Genomic DNA, 15,833 nt, shown 5'->3' on the forward strand with positions numbered 1-15,833 from the left:
CCAGCGCAGTCCGCCTCCCGGGGCCGGGGCCTCGCTCCTCGCGCGCGGACGGGCCGCTGACGTGCGGCTGGTGTTCGCCGGGACCCCCGAACCGGCCGTACCGTCGCTGCGCCGCCTGCTCGACTCGCCGCGCCACGAGGTGGTCGCGGTGGTGACCCGGCCCGACACCACCGCCGGCCGCGGGCGGCGTGTCGTCCGCTCGGCCGTGGGGCGGCTCGCCGACGACCACGGCATCGAGGTCCTCACCCCGGAGCGGCCGCGCGACCCCGACTTCGTGGCCCGGCTGACCGAACTCGCCCCCGACTGCTGCCCGGTCGTCGCCTACGGCGCGCTCATCCCGCAACCGGTGCTCGACATCCCGAAGTTCGGCTGGGTGAATCTGCACTTCTCGCTGCTGCCCGCGTGGCGCGGCGCCGCGCCCGTGCAGGCCGCGCTCGCCGCGGGGGACGAGGTGACCGGCGCGAGCACGTTCCGGCTCGAGGAGGGCCTGGACACCGGCCCGGTCTACGGGGTGGTCACCGAGACGATCCGGCCCGCCGACACGGCGGGGGATCTGCTCGCCCGGCTCGCCGATTCCGGTGCCGCGCTCCTCGAATCGACTCTCGACGGTCTCGAGGACGGGGTGCTCACGGCCGTGCCGCAGCCCACGGACGGCGTCTCGCACGCCCCCAAGGTCACGGTCGAGTCGGCCCGCGTGAGCTGGGACCGGCCCGCACACCTCGTGGACCGCCACATCCGTTCGGTCACGCCCGCACCCGGTGCCTGGACGATGATCGGCGACCTGCGCGTCAAGCTCGGGCCCGTGACCGGCACCGAGGAGACCCTCGCGCCCGGGCAGATCCTGGCCCGCAAGGACGGTGTCCTCGTCGGCACCGGCAGCACTGCCGTGCGGCTCGGGCAGGTCCAGCCGCCCGGCAAGAAGACGATGGCGGCCGCGGACTGGGTTCGCGGCGCCCGGCTCGACCCGGAGGTACGCGCCCAGTGACCGAGTCCCGACGCCCCGCCCGCCGCTCGCGCCGCGGACCCGGCGACCGCAACAACAAGCCTCGGCAGGCCCGCCGGCCGTCCCCCGCGGAGGCCGGCCTCGACCAGGCCCGTCTCGCCGCCCGCGACGTGCTGCGCGCGGTCCGGGAGCGCGACGCCTACGCCAACCTGGTGCTGCCGGCGCTGCTGCGGGAGCGGCGTCTCGACGGTCGCGACGCCGCCCTGGCCACCGAGCTGACGTACGGCGCCGCCCGCGCCCAGGGTCTGCTCGACGCCGTGATCGCCGCGTGCGCCAACCGGCCCGTCACCGAGATCGACGGGGCGCTGCTGGACACCCTGCGGCTGGGCACGTACCAGCTGCTGCGCACCCGCATCGCCCCGCACGCGGCCGTCGCGACGAGCGTCGACATCGTCCGCAGCGAATTCGGCCACGGCAAGTCCGGATTCGTCAATGCGGTGCTGCGGCGCGTCGCGGAGAAGCCCGAGGAACAGTGGATCGTCGAGCTCGCCCCCGACCCGGCTCGTGACCCCGTGGGACACCTGGCATTCCGGTATGCGCATCCGGAGTGGATCGCGAAGGCCTTCGCGGTCGCGCTCGGTCCCGACGCCGGGGAGCTCGAGGAGGTGCTCGCGGCGGACGATGCCCGGCCGGTGGTGCACCTGGTGGCTCGTCCGGGGGTGATCACCGCGGAGGAGCTCGCGCTGGCCACCGGCGGGGAGATCGGCCCCTGGTCGCCCTACGCCGTGCATCTCGACGGCGGCGGCGACCCCGGCAAGCTCGACCCCGTGCGCGAGGGCATGGCCGGCGTGCAGGACGAGGGCAGCCAGCTGGTGGCGCGGGCGCTCACGCTCGCCCCGCTCGACGGACCCGACCACGGCCGGTGGCTGGACCTGTGCGCCGGTCCCGGCGGCAAGGCCGCCCTGCTCGGCGCGCTCGCGGACATCGACGGCTTCACCGTCGACGCAGTCGAGCCGGTCGAGCACCGCGCCGAGCTGATCCGCAAGGCCACCCGCGGCCTCCCGGTCACGGTGCACGTCGCCGACGGTCGCGATCCCGGCCTCGGGTCCGGCTACGACCGCATCCTCGTCGACGCGCCGTGCACCGGGCTGGGCGCCCTGCGGCGCCGGCCCGAATCGCGGTGGCGTCGCAGCCCCGGCGACGTCGCCGAGCTGGTGCGGCTGCAGAAACAGCTCCTCGCCTCGGCGATCGGCCTGCTGCGGCCCGGCGGCGTGGTGGTGTACGCGACGTGCTCCCCACACACCTCCGAGACCCTCGCCGTCGTCGCCGACGCCGTCCGTCGGCACCAGGTCGAGCAGCTCGACACGCGCGAGCTCGTGCCCGGCGTGCCGCGTCTCGGCGACGGCCCGTCCGTGCAACTGTGGCCGCACCGGCACGGCACCGACGCGATGTTCATGGCCGCGCTGCGTACACCGGCGGGCTGATCCGCGAGCCTGTGGCGCGAACGCCGGAAGAATCGGTCCGCGCTCGGATACGGTCGGACGCAACCCGGCCGCTCCCTGCAGGAGGCACGTCGTGCCCGACATCGTCACCCTGACCATGAACCCGGCGCTCGACGTGACCACCTACACCGCCGAGGTGCGGCCCACCAGCAAACTGCGCTGCGAGGCGCCGCGGCTCGAGGCCGGGGGAGGCGGGATCAACGTCGCGAAGGTCGCCGGGGTGCTCGGCGTGTCGGCCGGGGCGGTGTATCCGGCCGGCGGTCCGACCGGGGATACGCTCTCGGCGCTGCTGGCCGCCGGGGGTGTCGACAGCCGGCGCATCGACATCGACGGCATGACCCGCGAGTCGTTCACGGCGATCGAACGCAGCACCGGCCACGAGTACCGGTTCGTGCTGCCCGGCCCGGAGCTGAGCGTGGAGGACCAGGAACGGTGCCTGGACCTGCTCGTCGAGACCGCCACCGGCGCACGGTACGTCGTCGCCAGCGGCAGCCTTCCGCCGGGCGTGCCGGGCGAGTTCGTCCAGCGCGTGGCCGACGCCGCCACCGACGCCGGTGCGCGCTTCGTCCTCGACTCGTCGGGGGACGCACTGCGCCGCATCAAGTCGGGCGTGCACCTGGTCAAGCCGAGCCTGCGGGAGCTGCGCGAATGGGTGGGGCGGGAACTGCGCACCCCGCACGAACAGGCCGCGGCCGCCCACGAACTCGTCGACGCCGGCGTCGCCGAGGTCGTGGTGGTGTCCCTCGGGCCGGAGGGGGCGCTGCTCGTCTCCGCCGACACCACCGCCCGGCTGAAGGCCCTGGACGTGCCCGTGCGCAGCGCCGTGGGCGCCGGCGACAGCATGGTCGCCGGGCTGGTCGTGGGCCTGCTGCGGGGCCGCTCGCTGCGCGACGCCCTGGCGCTCGGCATCGCGGCGGGCTCGGCGGCCCTGCTCACCCCGGGCAGCCAGGTCTGCCGCCGCGACGACGTCGAGCGGTTCGACGTCCTCGCGCGGCAGCGGTGACGCCCCGAGCGACCGGATCGTTCCCCCCGTCAGGGCGGTCCCGAGCGGCCGACGGCATGGTCCGCTCGCTCGGAGCGCACGACGCGGTCAGTGCTCGTGCCGTGCACGGTCCAGGACGATCCGTTGCTCGGCCTGCGCCACCGTGCGCCGGGTCTGCGCCGCCGCGTCCGGCGTCACCGACACCGACGTGATGCCCCGGCGCACGAGATGCTCGGCCAGTTCCGTGCTGGTGGAGACGGCCTGCCCGCACAGCGACGTGGTCAGGCCGGCCGCCGACGCCCGCTCGATGATGTGGTCGATCGCGTCCAGCACCGCCGGGTCGAGCGTGTCGAACAGGTCCTTGCACACCTCGGAGTCGCGGTCGACGCCGAGCACGAGCTGGGTCAGGTCGTTGCTGCCGATCGACACGCCGTGGATGCCGAGCTTCGCGTACTCGGGCAGCCAGTACACCACCGACGGCACCTCGGCCATGATCCAGCGCAGCATCCGGCGATCCGTGCCGAGCGGATGCGCGTCGAGCTGGGCCAGGCACTCCCTCAGCTCCCACCGGGTGCGCACGAACGGGATCATCAGGTGCACGTTGGGGTGCTGCGCGCGCACGCGGTGCAGGACGTCGAGGTCGAGCGAGAACAGCTCGGGATCGCGCACGTAGCGGAAGCAGCCGCGGTACCCGATCATCGGGTTCTCCTCGTCCGGCTCCACCTCGCCCCCCTTCAGGTTCGCGAACTCGTTGCTGCGCAGGTCGATTGCGCGGTACACCACCGGCCGCGGGGCGAAGGCCGCCGCGATCCGCGCGACGCCCTCGGCCATCTTCGACACGTACTCCTCGCGCCGGCCCTGCGCGATCATGTAGGCGGGATGCTCCCCGGCGAGCGCCTCGGTGATCATGAACTCCGCCCGCAGCAGCCCCACCCCGTCGACGTCGGTGGCGGCGACGGCCTGCGCGGCGTCGGGGGTGGCGAGATTGACGTACACGGCCGTCGCGGTGACGGTCGGGGAGGGGGCCGCGGCCGCCGGGGCGGCGGTCTGCGCCGCGGTCGGCCGGTCGGCGCGGACCTCCCCGTCGAACACGACGCCGGCATCGCCGTCCACCGTGATCACCTGGCCGTCCCGCAGGTCCTGCGTCGCGGTGCGGGCGCCGACGACGACGGGCTTGCCGAGTTCGCGGCCGACGATCGCGGCGTGACAGGTGATGCCGCCACCGTCGGTGACGATCCCCCCGGCGCGGCGCAGGATCGGCAGCCAGTCGGGCCGCGTCATCGGGGCCACGAGAATCTCCCCCTCGGTCAGGCGCTTGCCGTCGACCAGTTCCTGCAGCACCCGGACCCGTCCGGTCGCCCGGCCGGGGCCGGCGCCGAGCCCGGTCAGCAGCGGTGTCGCCTGCCCGTTGCCGGACGCCGCGGCGGCCCCGGGCATGCCCAGGGTGGTGATCGGGCGGGTCTGCACGATCCACAGCTCGCCCTCGGCGAACGCGAACTCGAGGTCCTGCGGCCGGCCGTAGTGCTGCTCGACGCCCGCGGCGAGCCGCGCGACCTTCTCGAGCTGCTCCTCGTCGAGCACCCGCGTCTGCCGCGACGAATCGACCGCGACGCGGCTGTCGCCGGTGTCGGTGGAGGCGATCTGGAACTCCTGATGCCCGAGATGCACGTCGAGCACGGCGAAGCCGTCCTTGGCGACGACGTAGGTGTCCGGCTCGACCTGGCCGCCCACGACGACCTCGCCGAGGCCGAGGGCGGCCTCGACGACGATGCGGTCGAGCTCGCCGGTGCGGGGGTCGGCCGTGAATGCCACCCCCGAGGCCTCCGAGCGCACCATCACCTGCACCACGACGGCGATGGACGGTTCGTCGGTCACCCCGCGCAGGCCCCGGTAGGTCCGGGCCCGCTCCGACCACAACGACGCCCAGCACGCCTGCACGGCGCGCACCACCGCGTCGGCGCCGGCGATGTTGGTGTACGACTCGTGGATCCCGGCGAACGAGGTGTCCGCGGCGTCCTCGGCGGGCGCGGAGGACCGCACCGCCACCGGCACGTCCACACCCAGCTTCTCGTAGGCGGCGACGATGTCGGCGCGGATCTCGTCGGGCACCGCGGCCCCGGTCACCAGCGCGGCCAGTTCCGCGGAGGTGCGGATCAGCGTCGCGTCGTCGATGTCGGAGGCCGGGACGGCCTCGGCGCGCAGCCGGTCGCGCACCCCCGCGGCGGCCATCGAATCGAGATAGGCGGCGGTGGTGATCGCGAAGGCGGGCGGCACGGGGAACCCGGCCCGGGTCATCTCCCCGAGGTTGGCGGACTTGCCCCCCACGGTCGGCGCATCCTCCGCACCCACCTCGCCGATCGGTCGAACCCACACCGTGTGCGTGGCCATCGTCGCTCCCCACTGCCGCTTCGGGCCCAGCGGATCCGGGCCCGCCACCGTCCACTCAAGCATCGCCCAGAGGGTCGAACCAGGGGTCGAAAGTCATGAAAACCTGTCTCCGGGCGGGCGGGCGCCGCGACGCGCGGCGGGCCCCGCCGGCGGGACCGTTAAACTCGGTGGACGTGGCCCACCCGATGATCGCCCCCTCCATCCTCTCCGCGGATTTCGCGCGCCTGGCCGACGAGGCCGCCGCCGTCGCCGACGCGCACTGGCTGCACGTCGACGTCATGGACGCGCACTTCGTGCCGAACCTGACCCTCGGCCTGCCGGTGGTGCAGTCGCTGCTGAAGGCAACCGACATCCCGCTCGACTGTCATCTGATGATCGAGGACCCGGGCCGCTGGGCGCCGCCCTACGCCGAGGCGGGCGCGCACAATGTCACCTTCCACGTCGAGGCCACCGAGAATCCCGTCGCCGTCGCCCGCGACATCCGGGCCGCCGGCGCCAAGGCCGGCCTGAGCGTCAAGCCCGGCACCCCGCTCGAGCCCTATCTCGAGATCCTGAAGGAGTTCGACACGCTGCTGGTGATGAGCGTCGAGCCCGGCTTCGGCGGCCAGTCGTTCATCCCCGACGTGCTCGACAAGGTCCGCGCGATCCGCCGTCTCGTCGACGCCGGGGAGCTGACCCTGCTCGTCGAGATCGACGGCGGCATCAACGCCGACACCATCGAGGCGGCCGCCGAGGCCGGGGTGGACTGCTTCGTCGCCGGGTCGGCCGTGTACGGGGCAGACGACCCGGGCGAGGCGGTGCGCAAGCTGCGCGAGCGGGCCGCCCACGCCTCCCCGCACCTGACCCTGGCCACGTGACCGATGCACCGCTCGAGGCGGCCGTGAGCGGTGCCCCGCTCGAGGCGGCACTGCGCCTCGCGCTCGACGCCGGGGAGTCGGTGCGCGGCACCACCAGCCCCAACCCGCCCGTCGGCGCGGTGATCCTCGACGCGGCGGGACAGGTCGCCGGGGTCGGGGCGACCCGGCCGCCGGGCGGCCCCCACGCCGAGGTCGTCGCACTCGAGGCGGCCGGGGAGCGGGCCCGCGGCGGCACCGCCGTCGTGACCCTGGAGCCGTGCAATCACACCGGCCGTACCGGTCCGTGCGCGCAGGCCCTGCTGCGCGCCGGCGTCGCCGCCGTCTACTACGCGGTGGCCGATCCCCACCCGGCGGCGGCCGGGGGTGCGCGGACGCTGCGGGACGGCGGCGTGCGGGTGCACGGCGGGTTCGGCGCCGAGCCCGCCGAGGCGGGAGCCCTGCGTGCCTGGCTGCACCGGCAGCAAACGGGACGGCCCCACGTGACGTGGAAGTACGCCGCGAGCCTGGACGGGCGCAGCGCCGCCGCCGACGGCACCAGCCGCTGGATCTCCGGCCCGCAGTCACGCGCCCGCGTGCACGCCGAGCGCTCGCGGCTCGACGCGATCGTCGTCGGCACCGGCACCGTCCTCGCCGACGACCCGTGGTTGACCGCCCGGCTGCCGGACGGCTCGCTGGCCCCGCACCAGCCCCTGCGCGTGGTCGTCGGCAGGAGCGAGATCCCGAAGACCGCAAGAGTTCTCGATGATGCCGCGCCCACCCTGGTGCTGCGCACCCACGATCCGGACGAGGTGCTCGGCGCGCTCGCGGACCGGGTGGACGTGCTGCTCGAGGGCGGCCCGCGCCTGGCCGGTGCGTTCCTCGCCGCGGGCCGGGTCGACCGCATCCAGGCCTATCTCGCGCCGGTGCTGCTCGGGTCCGGACCGTCCGCAGTGCGGGACGCCGGCGTGCGCACGATCGCCGAGGCGCTACGGTTTCGTCGGGAGCGCGTCGAAACCGTCGGCGCCGACGTGTTGCTGACCCTGGTCCCCGACCGGGAGTGAAGGAGCGAGCTGTGTTCACCGGGATCGTGGAGGAACTGGGCGAGATCGTCGCGCGGGAGGACCTGGCCGACGCGGCGCGGTTCACCGTCCGCGGACCCGTCGTGACCTCCGACGCCGGCCACGGCGACTCCATCGCCGTCAACGGTGTGTGCCTGACCGTCGTCGACGTCCCGGGCGGCGACTCCTTCACCGCCGATGTGATGAAGGAGACCCTCGACCGTTCGAGCCTGTCGCAGCTCGGTCCCGGCAGCCGCGTCAACCTCGAGCGGGCCGCCGCGCTGAACAGCCGCCTCGGCGGGCACCTGGTCCAGGGCCACGTCGACGGCACCGGCACCGTGCTCTCGCGCACCCCGTCGGAGAACTGGACCGTGGTGCGGATCTCGTTGCCTGCCGACGTGTCCCGGTACGTGGTGCACAAGGGCTCGATCACGGTGGACGGGGTCTCGCTGACCGTCTCCGCGCTCGGCGGCGAGCCCGGCGACGAGTGGTTCGAGATCTCCCTGATCCCGACCACGCTGTCGCTGACCACCCTGGGCAGCGCCGCCCCCGGCACGCTCGTCAACCTCGAGGTCGACGTCATCGCGAAGTATGTGGAGCGGCTGCAGGCCGCCGGCCGCTGAGTCGTACTGTTGAACTCGGCAATCAGTTTGTCCGTACACGAGATTTTGGAGCCCACGCAAGTGACGAGGTTCGACACCATCGAGCGCGCGATCGCCGATATCGCAGCCGGCAAGGCGGTCGTCGTGGTCGACGACGAGGACCGCGAGAACGAGGGCGACCTCATCTTCGCAGCCGAGAAGGCCACTCCCGAACTGGTGGCGTTCATGGTGCGCTACACCTCCGGGTACCTGTGCGTGCCGCTGGCCGGGGAGGACTGCGACCGCCTCGGCCTGCCCCCCATGTACTCGACCAACCAGGACAAGCACGGCACCGCCTACACCGTGACCGTCGACGCGCGGGAAGGGATCGGCACCGGCATCTCCGCCTCGGACCGGGCCACCACGATGCGGCTGCTCGCCGATCCGAACAGCACCGCACAGGACTTCACCCGCCCCGGGCACGTGGTGCCGCTGCGCGCCAAGGAGGGCGGCGTGCTGCGCCGGCCCGGCCACACCGAGGCCGCCGTCGACCTCGCCCGCATGGCCGACCTGCGCCCGGCCGGCGTGATCTGCGAGATCGTCTCGCAGAAGGACGAGGGCCACATGGCTCAGACCGAGGAACTGCGGGTCTTCGCCGACGAGCACAAGCTCGCCCTGATCTCCATCGCCGACCTGATCGCCTGGCGCCGCAAGCACGAAAAGCACGTCGTGCGCATCGCCGAGGCCCGCATCCCCACCCGGCACGGCGACTTCACCGCCGTCGGCTACCAGAGCGTCTACGACGAGGTCGAGCACGTCGCGCTGGTGCTCGGCGACATCCCCGGCCCGGACGGTGAGGGTGCCGACGTGCTCGTGCGGGTGCACTCGGAGTGCCTGACCGGCGACGTGTTCGGCTCGCTGCGGTGCGACTGCGGCCCGCAGCTCGACGCCGCACTCGAGATGGTGGCCATGGAGGGCCGCGGTGTGGTGCTGTACATGCGCGGGCACGAGGGCCGCGGCATCGGCCTGATGCACAAGCTGCAGGCCTACCAGCTGCAGGACTCCGGCTCGGACACCGTGGACGCGAACCTGCAGCTCGGCCTGCCCGCCGACGCCCGCGACTACGGCATCGGCGCGCAGATTCTCGTGGACCTGGGCATCTCGTCGATGCGGTTGCTGACCAACAACCCCGCCAAGCGGGTCGGCCTCGACGGCTACGGGCTGCAGATCACCGAGCGGGTGGCGATGCCGCTGCGCGCGAACTCCGAGAACATCACCTACCTGCGCACCAAGCGGGACCGCATGGGTCACGACCTGATCGGCCTGGACGACTACGAGGCGGGGGACGCGTAGATGAGCGGCGAAGGACTGCCCGAGCTGCAGCTGTCCGAGGCGGCCGGGCTGCGGCTGGCCATCGTCGCCGGCCGCTGGCACGCCGAGATCTCCGAGGCGCTCGTCGCCGGGGCGCAGCGCGTCGCCGAGCAGGCCGGCGTCACCGACGTCACCCTCGAACGTGTCGCCGGCGCGATCGAGCTGCCGGTCGTCGCCCAGCAGCTGGCCCGCACCCACGACGCGGTCGTCGCCCTCGGCGTCGTGATCCGCGGCGGGACCCCCCATTTCGAGTACGTGTGCGACGCCGTCACCTACGGGCTCACCCGCATCGCGCTGGACGAGGGCACCCCCGTTGGCAACGGGGTCCTCACCACGAACGACGAGCAGCAGGCGATCGACCGGGCCGGACTGCCCGGCTCCGTCGAGGACAAGGGCGGGCAGGCGTGCGCTGCCGCCCTCGACACCGCCGTGACCCTGCGGCGGCTGCGCGGGGCCGCGCGGTGACCTCCGCCGCCGACACCCGCTGGGACCTCGAGGTCCGCAGCCGCAAGATGTCCCGGTGGGCGATCGTCGCGGCGATCGTGCTCATGCTCGGCCACATCGGGGCCGCGCTCGTGCTGCGCGCCGGCGGCGACACCGGCGTGAACCTGCGCGTCGCCGACCAGATCGCCATCGTCTGTGTCGGCGTCGTCGTCTCCGGCAGTGTGCTGCTGCTGACCCGGCCCCGGTTGCGTGCCGGGGCGTCCGGCGTGGTGGTGCGCAACGTCCTCGGTGAGAAGGCGTTCGGCTGGGACCAGGTGCGGGGCATGACCTTCCCCCAGGGCAAGCCGTGGCCCCGGCTCGAGCTGCCGCAGGACGAGTACGTGCCCGTCGTCGCTGTGCAGGCCCGCGACGGGGAGCACGCCGTCGCGGCGCTGGCCGCGTTCCGCGAGCTCGAACAGCGGTACGGCGGGGGTGTCGGCTCGGCCGACTAGCCTGGACCCGTGCCCGACCCCTCGACCTACCGCCCTGCCCCCGGCACCGTCCCGGTGGAGCCGGGGGTGTACAAGTTCCGCGATCCGCACGGCCGCGTCGTCTACGTCGGCAAGGCCAAGAGCCTGCGGTCGCGGCTGAACTCGTATTTCGCCGACGTCGCGTCGCTGCACCCGCGGACCCGGCAGATGGTGACCACCGCCGGGTCCGTCGAGTGGACGGTCGTGGGCACCGAGGTCGAGGCGCTGCAGCTCGAGTACAACTGGATCAAGGAGTTCGATCCCCGGTTCAACGTCCGCTACCGCGACGACAAGACCTACCCCATGCTCGCGGTGACGTTGAACGAGGAGTACCCACGGCTGTTCGTCTACCGCGGGCCGCGCCGCAGGGGCGTGCGGTACTTCGGTCCCTACTCCCACGCCTGGGCGATCCGCGAGACCCTCGATCTGCTGCTGCGGGTGTTCCCGGCCCGCACCTGCTCGGCCGGAGTGTTCAAGCGGCACGCGCAGATCGGCCGCCCGTGCCTGCTCGGCTACATCGACAAGTGCTCGGCACCGTGCGTGGGCCGTGTCGACGCGGCCGGGCACCGGCGCATCGTCGAGGACTTCTGCGACTTCCTCGCCGGCCGCACCGACAAGCTGGTCCGCGACCTCGAACAGCGCATGCAGGCCGCCGCCGAGGACCTCGACTTCGAGACCGCCGCGCGGCTGCGCGACGACCTCGGTGCGCTGCGCCGCGCCCTGGAGAAGCAGGCGGTGGTGCTCGGCGATGGCACCGACGCCGACCTCGTCGCCTTCGCCGGCGACGACCTCGAGGTGGCCGTGCAGGTGTTCCACGTGCGCGGCGGCCGCGTGCGCGGCCAGCGGGGCTGGGTGGTGGAGAAGTCCGGCGACGTGGTGGACCGGCCCGAGGACGCGGCGGGTGCCTCCGGCACCGCCGAGACGGAACTGTCGCTGCTGGTCGAGCAGTTCCTCACCCAGTTCTACGGCGAGGAGGCCGCCCTGTCGGCGGCCGGCGCCGAACCGGCGGGCAGCGCCGTGCCCCGCGAGGTGCTCGTGCCCGCCCTGCCGCCCGAGCCGGAGGAGATGAGCCGCTGGCTCGGCACCCTGCGCGGCGGCCCGGTGCGGCTGCGGGTGCCGCAGCGCGGCGACAAGAAAGCCCTCGCCGAGACCGTGCAGCGCAACGCGCACGAGGCCCTGACCCAGCACAAGCTGCGCCGCGCCGGCGACTTCACCGCCCGCTCGGCCGCCCTGCAGGGCATCCAGGAGGCCCTCGACCTGGACTCGGCGCCGCTGCGCATCGAGTGTGTCGACATCAGCCACGTGCAGGGCACCGACGTCGTCGCGTCGCTGGTGGTGTTCGAGGACGGCCTGCCCCGCAAGGCGGACTACCGGCACTACGCCATCCGCGAGGCCGCCGGCGACGGCCGCTCCGACGACGTCGCCTCCATCGCCGAGGTGACCCGGCGCCGGTTCCTGCGGCACAACCGGGACCTCGCCGCGGCCGGCGGTGACCCGGCCGCGGCCCGCGACGGTGACCCGGCCGCGGCCCGCGACGGTGACCCGGTCGCGGCCCGCGACGGTGACGGCGGCGACCTCGCCCCGGAGGCCGCGCTCGATCCGGCCACCGGGCGGCCCCGCCGCTTCGCGTACCCGCCGAATCTGTACGTCGTCGACGGCGGTGCCCCGCAGGTCGCCGCCGCGGCGGAGGTGCTCGACGAACTCGGCATCACCGACGTCGCGGTGATCGGACTGGCCAAGCGGCTCGAGGAGGTCTGGGTGCCGGGGGAGGAGGACCCGGTCATCCTGCCCCGCACCAGCGAATCGTTGTACCTGCTGCAGCGGGTCCGGGACGAGGCGCACCGCTTCGCCATCACCTACCACCGCAGCAAGCGGTCCCGGCGCATGACCGCTTCCGCGCTCGACGGGGTGCGCGGGCTCGGGCAGGCCCGCCGCAACGCGCTCGTCGCGCACTTCGGGTCGGTGGCCCGGCTGCGGGAGGCGACCGTGGAGGAGATCACCGCGGTCCCCGGCATCGGCGTCGCCACCGCCCGCGCCGTGCTCGACGCCGTGCGCGGCGACGTCCCGGACACCGCGCCGGCCCCGGCGGGTGAGGCTGCGGCGGACACGCCGGTGGGTGATGATGGCACCGTCGGCGTGTCGGGCGGACGAACGGAGTCGGAACTGTGACACACGAGGCGGAGACGGCGCAGCCTCGGCCCCGGCCCCGGGACGACCACCGCCCGCGGGCGGAGGTCGCCCTGGTCACGGGCCTGTCCGGAGCCGGTCTGAGCACCGCCGCGACGGCCCTCGAGGATCTCGGCTGGTTCGTCGCCGAGAACCTGCCCCCGCAGCTGGTCACCTCGATGGTCGATCTCGCGGTGCGGGCCGACCCGCCGCTGCAGCGCCTCGCCGTGGTCATGGACGTACGCAGCCGCCTGTTCACCGGCGACCTCGGCTGGGTCGTCACCGAACTGGCCGCCCGGCCCGTGCGCACCCGCGTGCTGTTCCTCGAGGCCACCGACGAGGTCCTCGTGCGTCGTTTCGAGCAGGTCCGCCGCAGCCACCCGCTGCAGGCCGACGCCGCCGACCGCACCCTCACCGACGGCATCGCCACCGAACGCGCCCAGCTCGCCGCGGTCAAGGCCGCCGCCGATCTGGTGGTCGACACGTCGTCGCTGTCCGGTCCGGAACTGCGCCGCAAGATCGAGTCCGCGTTCGGCGACGGCGACGCCGACTCGATCCGGGTCACCGTGGAATCGTTCGGATTCAAGTACGGTCTGCCGATGGACGCGGACGTGGTGTGCGACGTGCGGTTCCTGCCCAACCCGCACTGGGTGCCCGAGCTGCGTCCGCACACCGGCCAGGACGTCGACGTCCGCGACTACGTGCTGAGCCGGGACGGGGCGCAGGAATACCTGCAGACCTATCATCGGCTGCTCGAACTGACCACGGCCGGTTACCGCCGGGAGGGGAAGCGTTACATGACGATCGCGGTGGGCTGTACCGGTGGCAAGCACCGCAGCGTGGCGATGAGCGAGGCGCTCGCCGCGCGGCTCGACGCCGACCCGACGCTGTCGGTGCACGTCGCGCACCGGGATCTGGGGCGCGAATGACGGGGCCCGGTTCCGCGGCCCCGGCGCCCGGGACCGGCGGCCCGGCCGGCGGGCAGGGCACCGCGCCGAATCCGTCGATCGTGGCCCTGGGCGGCGGCCACGGCCTCTACGCCACGCTCAGCGCCGTCCGCCGGCTCAGCGACCGCGTCACCGCCGTCGTCACCGTCGCCGACGACGGCGGTTCCTCCGGCCGGCTGCGCGCCGAACTCGGCGTCATCCCGCCCGGCGACCTGCGCATGGCGCTGGCCGCGCTGGCCGCGGACACCCCCGGGGTGCACACCTGGACCGAGACGGTGCAGCACCGGTTCGGCGGCACCGGCGCGCTCGCGGGCCACTCGGTGGGCAATCTCATCCTGGCCGGGCTGACCGAGGTCCTCGGCGATCCCGTGGCCGCCCTCGACCGCGTCGCCGAACTGCTCGAGGTGCGCGGCCGGGTACTGCCGATGTCGCCGATCGCCCTCGACATCGAGGCGGACGTGTCCGGCCTCGAATCGGATCCGCGGGCCAGCCGCATCATCCGGGGGCAGGTCGCCGTCGCCACCACCCCCGGCAAGGTCCGGCGCGTGCGGCTGATCCCGGCCGACCCCCCGGCGTGTCCCGACGCGCTCGACGCGGTGGGCGCCGCCGACCTCGTCGTGCTCGGGCCCGGCTCGTGGTTCTCGAGCGTCATCCCGCACGTGCTCGTCCCCGACCTGCTCGAGGTGCTGGTGACGGCGCCGGCCCGCAAGGTGCTGGTGCTCAATCTGGCCGCCGAACCGGGGGAGACCGCCGGGTTCTCCTCCGAGCGGCACCTGCACGTGCTGGCCCAGCACGCCCCGGAGTTCCGGGTCGACCACGTGGTGGTCGACTCCGCATCGGTGCCCGAGGGCCGGGAACGCGAACACCTGTGCCGGGCCGCCGCCGGATTCGGCGCCCAGGTGGTCTACGCCGACGTGGCGGAGACCGGCACCCACCGACACGACCCCGCCAAGCTGGCGGCGGTCCTGGCTCAACACCTGCCCGACGCGGCCCGCCCCCGGGACCTCGCGCAGCGGGACGGAAGGGAGATCCCCACGTGGCAATGACAGCGGAGGTCAAGGACGAGCTGAGCCGGCTGGCGGTCACCCGCACCAGCAGCCGCAAGGCCGAGGTGTCCGCCCTCCTGCGCTTCGCCGGCGGGCTGCACATCGTCGGGGGCCGTGTCGTCGTGGAGGCCGAGGTGGACCTCGGGTCGATCGCCCGCCGGTTGCGCCGCGAGATCTTCGAGCTCTACGGCTACTCCGCGGAGGTGCACGTCCTCGGCGCCGGCGGGTTGCGCAAGAGCTCGCGCTACGTGGTGCGCGTCGCCAAGGAGGGCGAGGCCCTGGCCCGCCAGACCGGTCTGCTCGACGTGCGCGGCCGCCCGGTCCGCGGCCTGCCCGCGCAGGTCGTCGGCGGCAGCATCGCCGACGCCGAGGCGGCGTGGCGCGGCGCATTCCTCGCCCACGGCTCGCTCACCGAGCCGGGCCGCTCGTCCGCCCTCGAGATCAGCTGCCCGGGCCCGGAGGCCGCGCTCGCGCTCGTCGGCGCCGCCCGGCGCCTCGGCATCGCCGCCAAGGCCCGCGAGGTGCGCGGCGCCGACCGGGTCGTCGTCCGCGACGGCGACGCCATCGGCGCGCTGCTCACCCACATGGGTGCCCAGGACACCCGGCTGACCTGGGAGGAGCGCCGGATGCGGCGGGAGGTCCGCGCCACCGCCAACCGGCTCGCCAACTTCGACGACGCCAACCTGCGCCGCTCCGCGCGCGCCGCGGTGGCCGCGGCCGCCCGCGTCGAGCGGGCCCTGGCGATCCTCGGCGACGACGTGCCCGACCACCTCGCCGCGGCCGGTGCCCTGCGCGTGCAGCACCGGCAGGCGTCGCTCGAGGAACTGGGCCAGCTCGCCGACCCGCCGATGACGAAGGACGCCGTCGCCGGACGCATCCGCCGGCTGCTGTCCATGGCGGACCGCCGGGCCAAGGATCTCGGCATCCCGGACACCGAATCCGCGGTGACCCCGGAGCTGCTCGACGAGGCCTAGCCGGCCGGCCCCGGGCGGCGGCCGCGCCGCCCCGGGCCTCCTGCCGCGCCCCGCCGGCCCCGCAGATAGGGTAGGGGTCACATCGA

General features: G+C 74.1%; 14 protein-coding genes. 13 read left to right on the top strand and 1 reads right to left on the bottom strand.

Going from position 1 to position 15,833, the window contains the following annotated elements:
- Window positions 1-61: 61 nt before the first annotated feature.
- The 3 genes from fmt to ISO16_RS02835 all read left to right on the top strand — a co-directional run bounded on the left by fmt (window position 62) and on the right by ISO16_RS02835 (window position 3,448).
- Window positions 62-985: a methionyl-tRNA formyltransferase gene (gene fmt, locus ISO16_RS02825; RefSeq protein ID WP_006937666.1), complete on the top strand. Its 924-nt coding sequence runs from the start codon at window positions 62-64 to the stop codon at window positions 983-985.
- Window positions 982-2,427, top strand: a complete 1,446-nt coding sequence (locus ISO16_RS02830; protein ID WP_072635228.1) for an RsmB/NOP family class I SAM-dependent RNA methyltransferase — start codon at window positions 982-984, stop codon at window positions 2,425-2,427. The genes fmt and ISO16_RS02830 overlap by 4 nt, the downstream gene beginning before the upstream one ends.
- Window positions 2,428-2,518: 91 nt before the next feature.
- The gene (locus ISO16_RS02835; protein ID WP_006937670.1) at window positions 2,519-3,448 is read left to right on the top strand and encodes a 1-phosphofructokinase family hexose kinase; all 930 of its coding nucleotides are present in this window, start codon (window positions 2,519-2,521) and stop codon (window positions 3,446-3,448) included.
- Window positions 3,449-3,535: 87 nt separating this feature from the next.
- Here ISO16_RS02835 and ppsA read toward each other — a convergent pair whose 3' ends face one another.
- On the bottom strand, window positions 3,536-5,815 hold the full coding sequence (gene ppsA, locus ISO16_RS02840) for a phosphoenolpyruvate synthase (RefSeq protein ID WP_072635229.1): 2,280 nt from the start codon (window positions 5,813-5,815) through the stop codon (window positions 3,536-3,538).
- Window positions 5,816-5,988: 173 nt separating this feature from the next.
- Between ppsA and rpe the strand changes: the two genes are divergently transcribed.
- The 10 genes from rpe to whiA all read left to right on the top strand — a co-directional run bounded on the left by rpe (window position 5,989) and on the right by whiA (window position 15,747).
- Window positions 5,989-6,672 (top strand): ribulose-phosphate 3-epimerase, encoded by a 684-nt coding sequence (rpe, locus tag ISO16_RS02845; protein WP_029543611.1) that lies wholly within the window; start codon window positions 5,989-5,991, stop codon window positions 6,670-6,672.
- A gap of 23 nt (window positions 6,673-6,695) precedes the next feature.
- On the top strand, window positions 6,696-7,712 hold the full coding sequence (gene ribD, locus ISO16_RS02850; protein ID WP_072635319.1) for a bifunctional diaminohydroxyphosphoribosylaminopyrimidine deaminase/5-amino-6-(5-phosphoribosylamino)uracil reductase RibD: 1,017 nt from the start codon (window positions 6,696-6,698) through the stop codon (window positions 7,710-7,712).
- 11 nt (window positions 7,713-7,723) lie between these two features.
- Entirely contained in the window at window positions 7,724-8,332 is a 609-nt protein-coding gene (locus ISO16_RS02855; protein WP_006937678.1) for a riboflavin synthase, read from the top strand.
- A gap of 60 nt (window positions 8,333-8,392) precedes the next feature.
- Window positions 8,393-9,643, top strand: a complete 1,251-nt coding sequence (locus ISO16_RS02860; protein WP_006937680.1) for a bifunctional 3,4-dihydroxy-2-butanone-4-phosphate synthase/GTP cyclohydrolase II — start codon at window positions 8,393-8,395, stop codon at window positions 9,641-9,643.
- A complete protein-coding gene (gene ribH / locus ISO16_RS02865) occupies window positions 9,644-10,126 on the top strand; it encodes a 6,7-dimethyl-8-ribityllumazine synthase (protein ID WP_006937682.1) in 483 nt (160 codons plus the stop codon). It abuts the gene before it with no gap.
- The gene (locus ISO16_RS02870) at window positions 10,123-10,596 is read left to right on the top strand and encodes a PH domain-containing protein (RefSeq protein ID WP_083662509.1); all 474 of its coding nucleotides are present in this window, start codon (window positions 10,123-10,125) and stop codon (window positions 10,594-10,596) included. The genes ribH and ISO16_RS02870 overlap by 4 nt, the downstream gene beginning before the upstream one ends.
- A 9-nt stretch (window positions 10,597-10,605) precedes the next feature.
- Complete coding sequence (uvrC, locus tag ISO16_RS02875; RefSeq protein ID WP_072635230.1) at window positions 10,606-12,783, top strand: excinuclease ABC subunit UvrC; 2,178 nt, start codon at window positions 10,606-10,608, stop codon at window positions 12,781-12,783.
- A 71-nt stretch (window positions 12,784-12,854) separates the two neighbouring features.
- Window positions 12,855-13,709 (top strand): RNase adapter RapZ, encoded by an 855-nt coding sequence (rapZ, locus tag ISO16_RS02880; protein WP_170914089.1) that lies wholly within the window; start codon window positions 12,855-12,857, stop codon window positions 13,707-13,709.
- On the top strand, window positions 13,706-14,773 hold the full coding sequence (locus ISO16_RS02885; protein WP_072635231.1) for a gluconeogenesis factor YvcK family protein: 1,068 nt from the start codon (window positions 13,706-13,708) through the stop codon (window positions 14,771-14,773). Before rapZ ends, ISO16_RS02885 begins: the two co-directional genes overlap by 4 nt.
- Window positions 14,770-15,747 (top strand): DNA-binding protein WhiA, encoded by a 978-nt coding sequence (gene whiA, locus ISO16_RS02890; RefSeq protein ID WP_170914087.1) that lies wholly within the window; start codon window positions 14,770-14,772, stop codon window positions 15,745-15,747. The genes ISO16_RS02885 and whiA overlap by 4 nt, the downstream gene beginning before the upstream one ends.
- The last annotated feature ends 86 nt before the right edge of the window (window positions 15,748-15,833 follow it).

Source organism: Rhodococcus sp. M8 (genome assembly GCF_015654185.1).
In the GTDB taxonomy this organism is placed as follows: domain Bacteria; phylum Actinomycetota; class Actinomycetes; order Mycobacteriales; family Mycobacteriaceae; genus Rhodococcus; species Rhodococcus aetherivorans.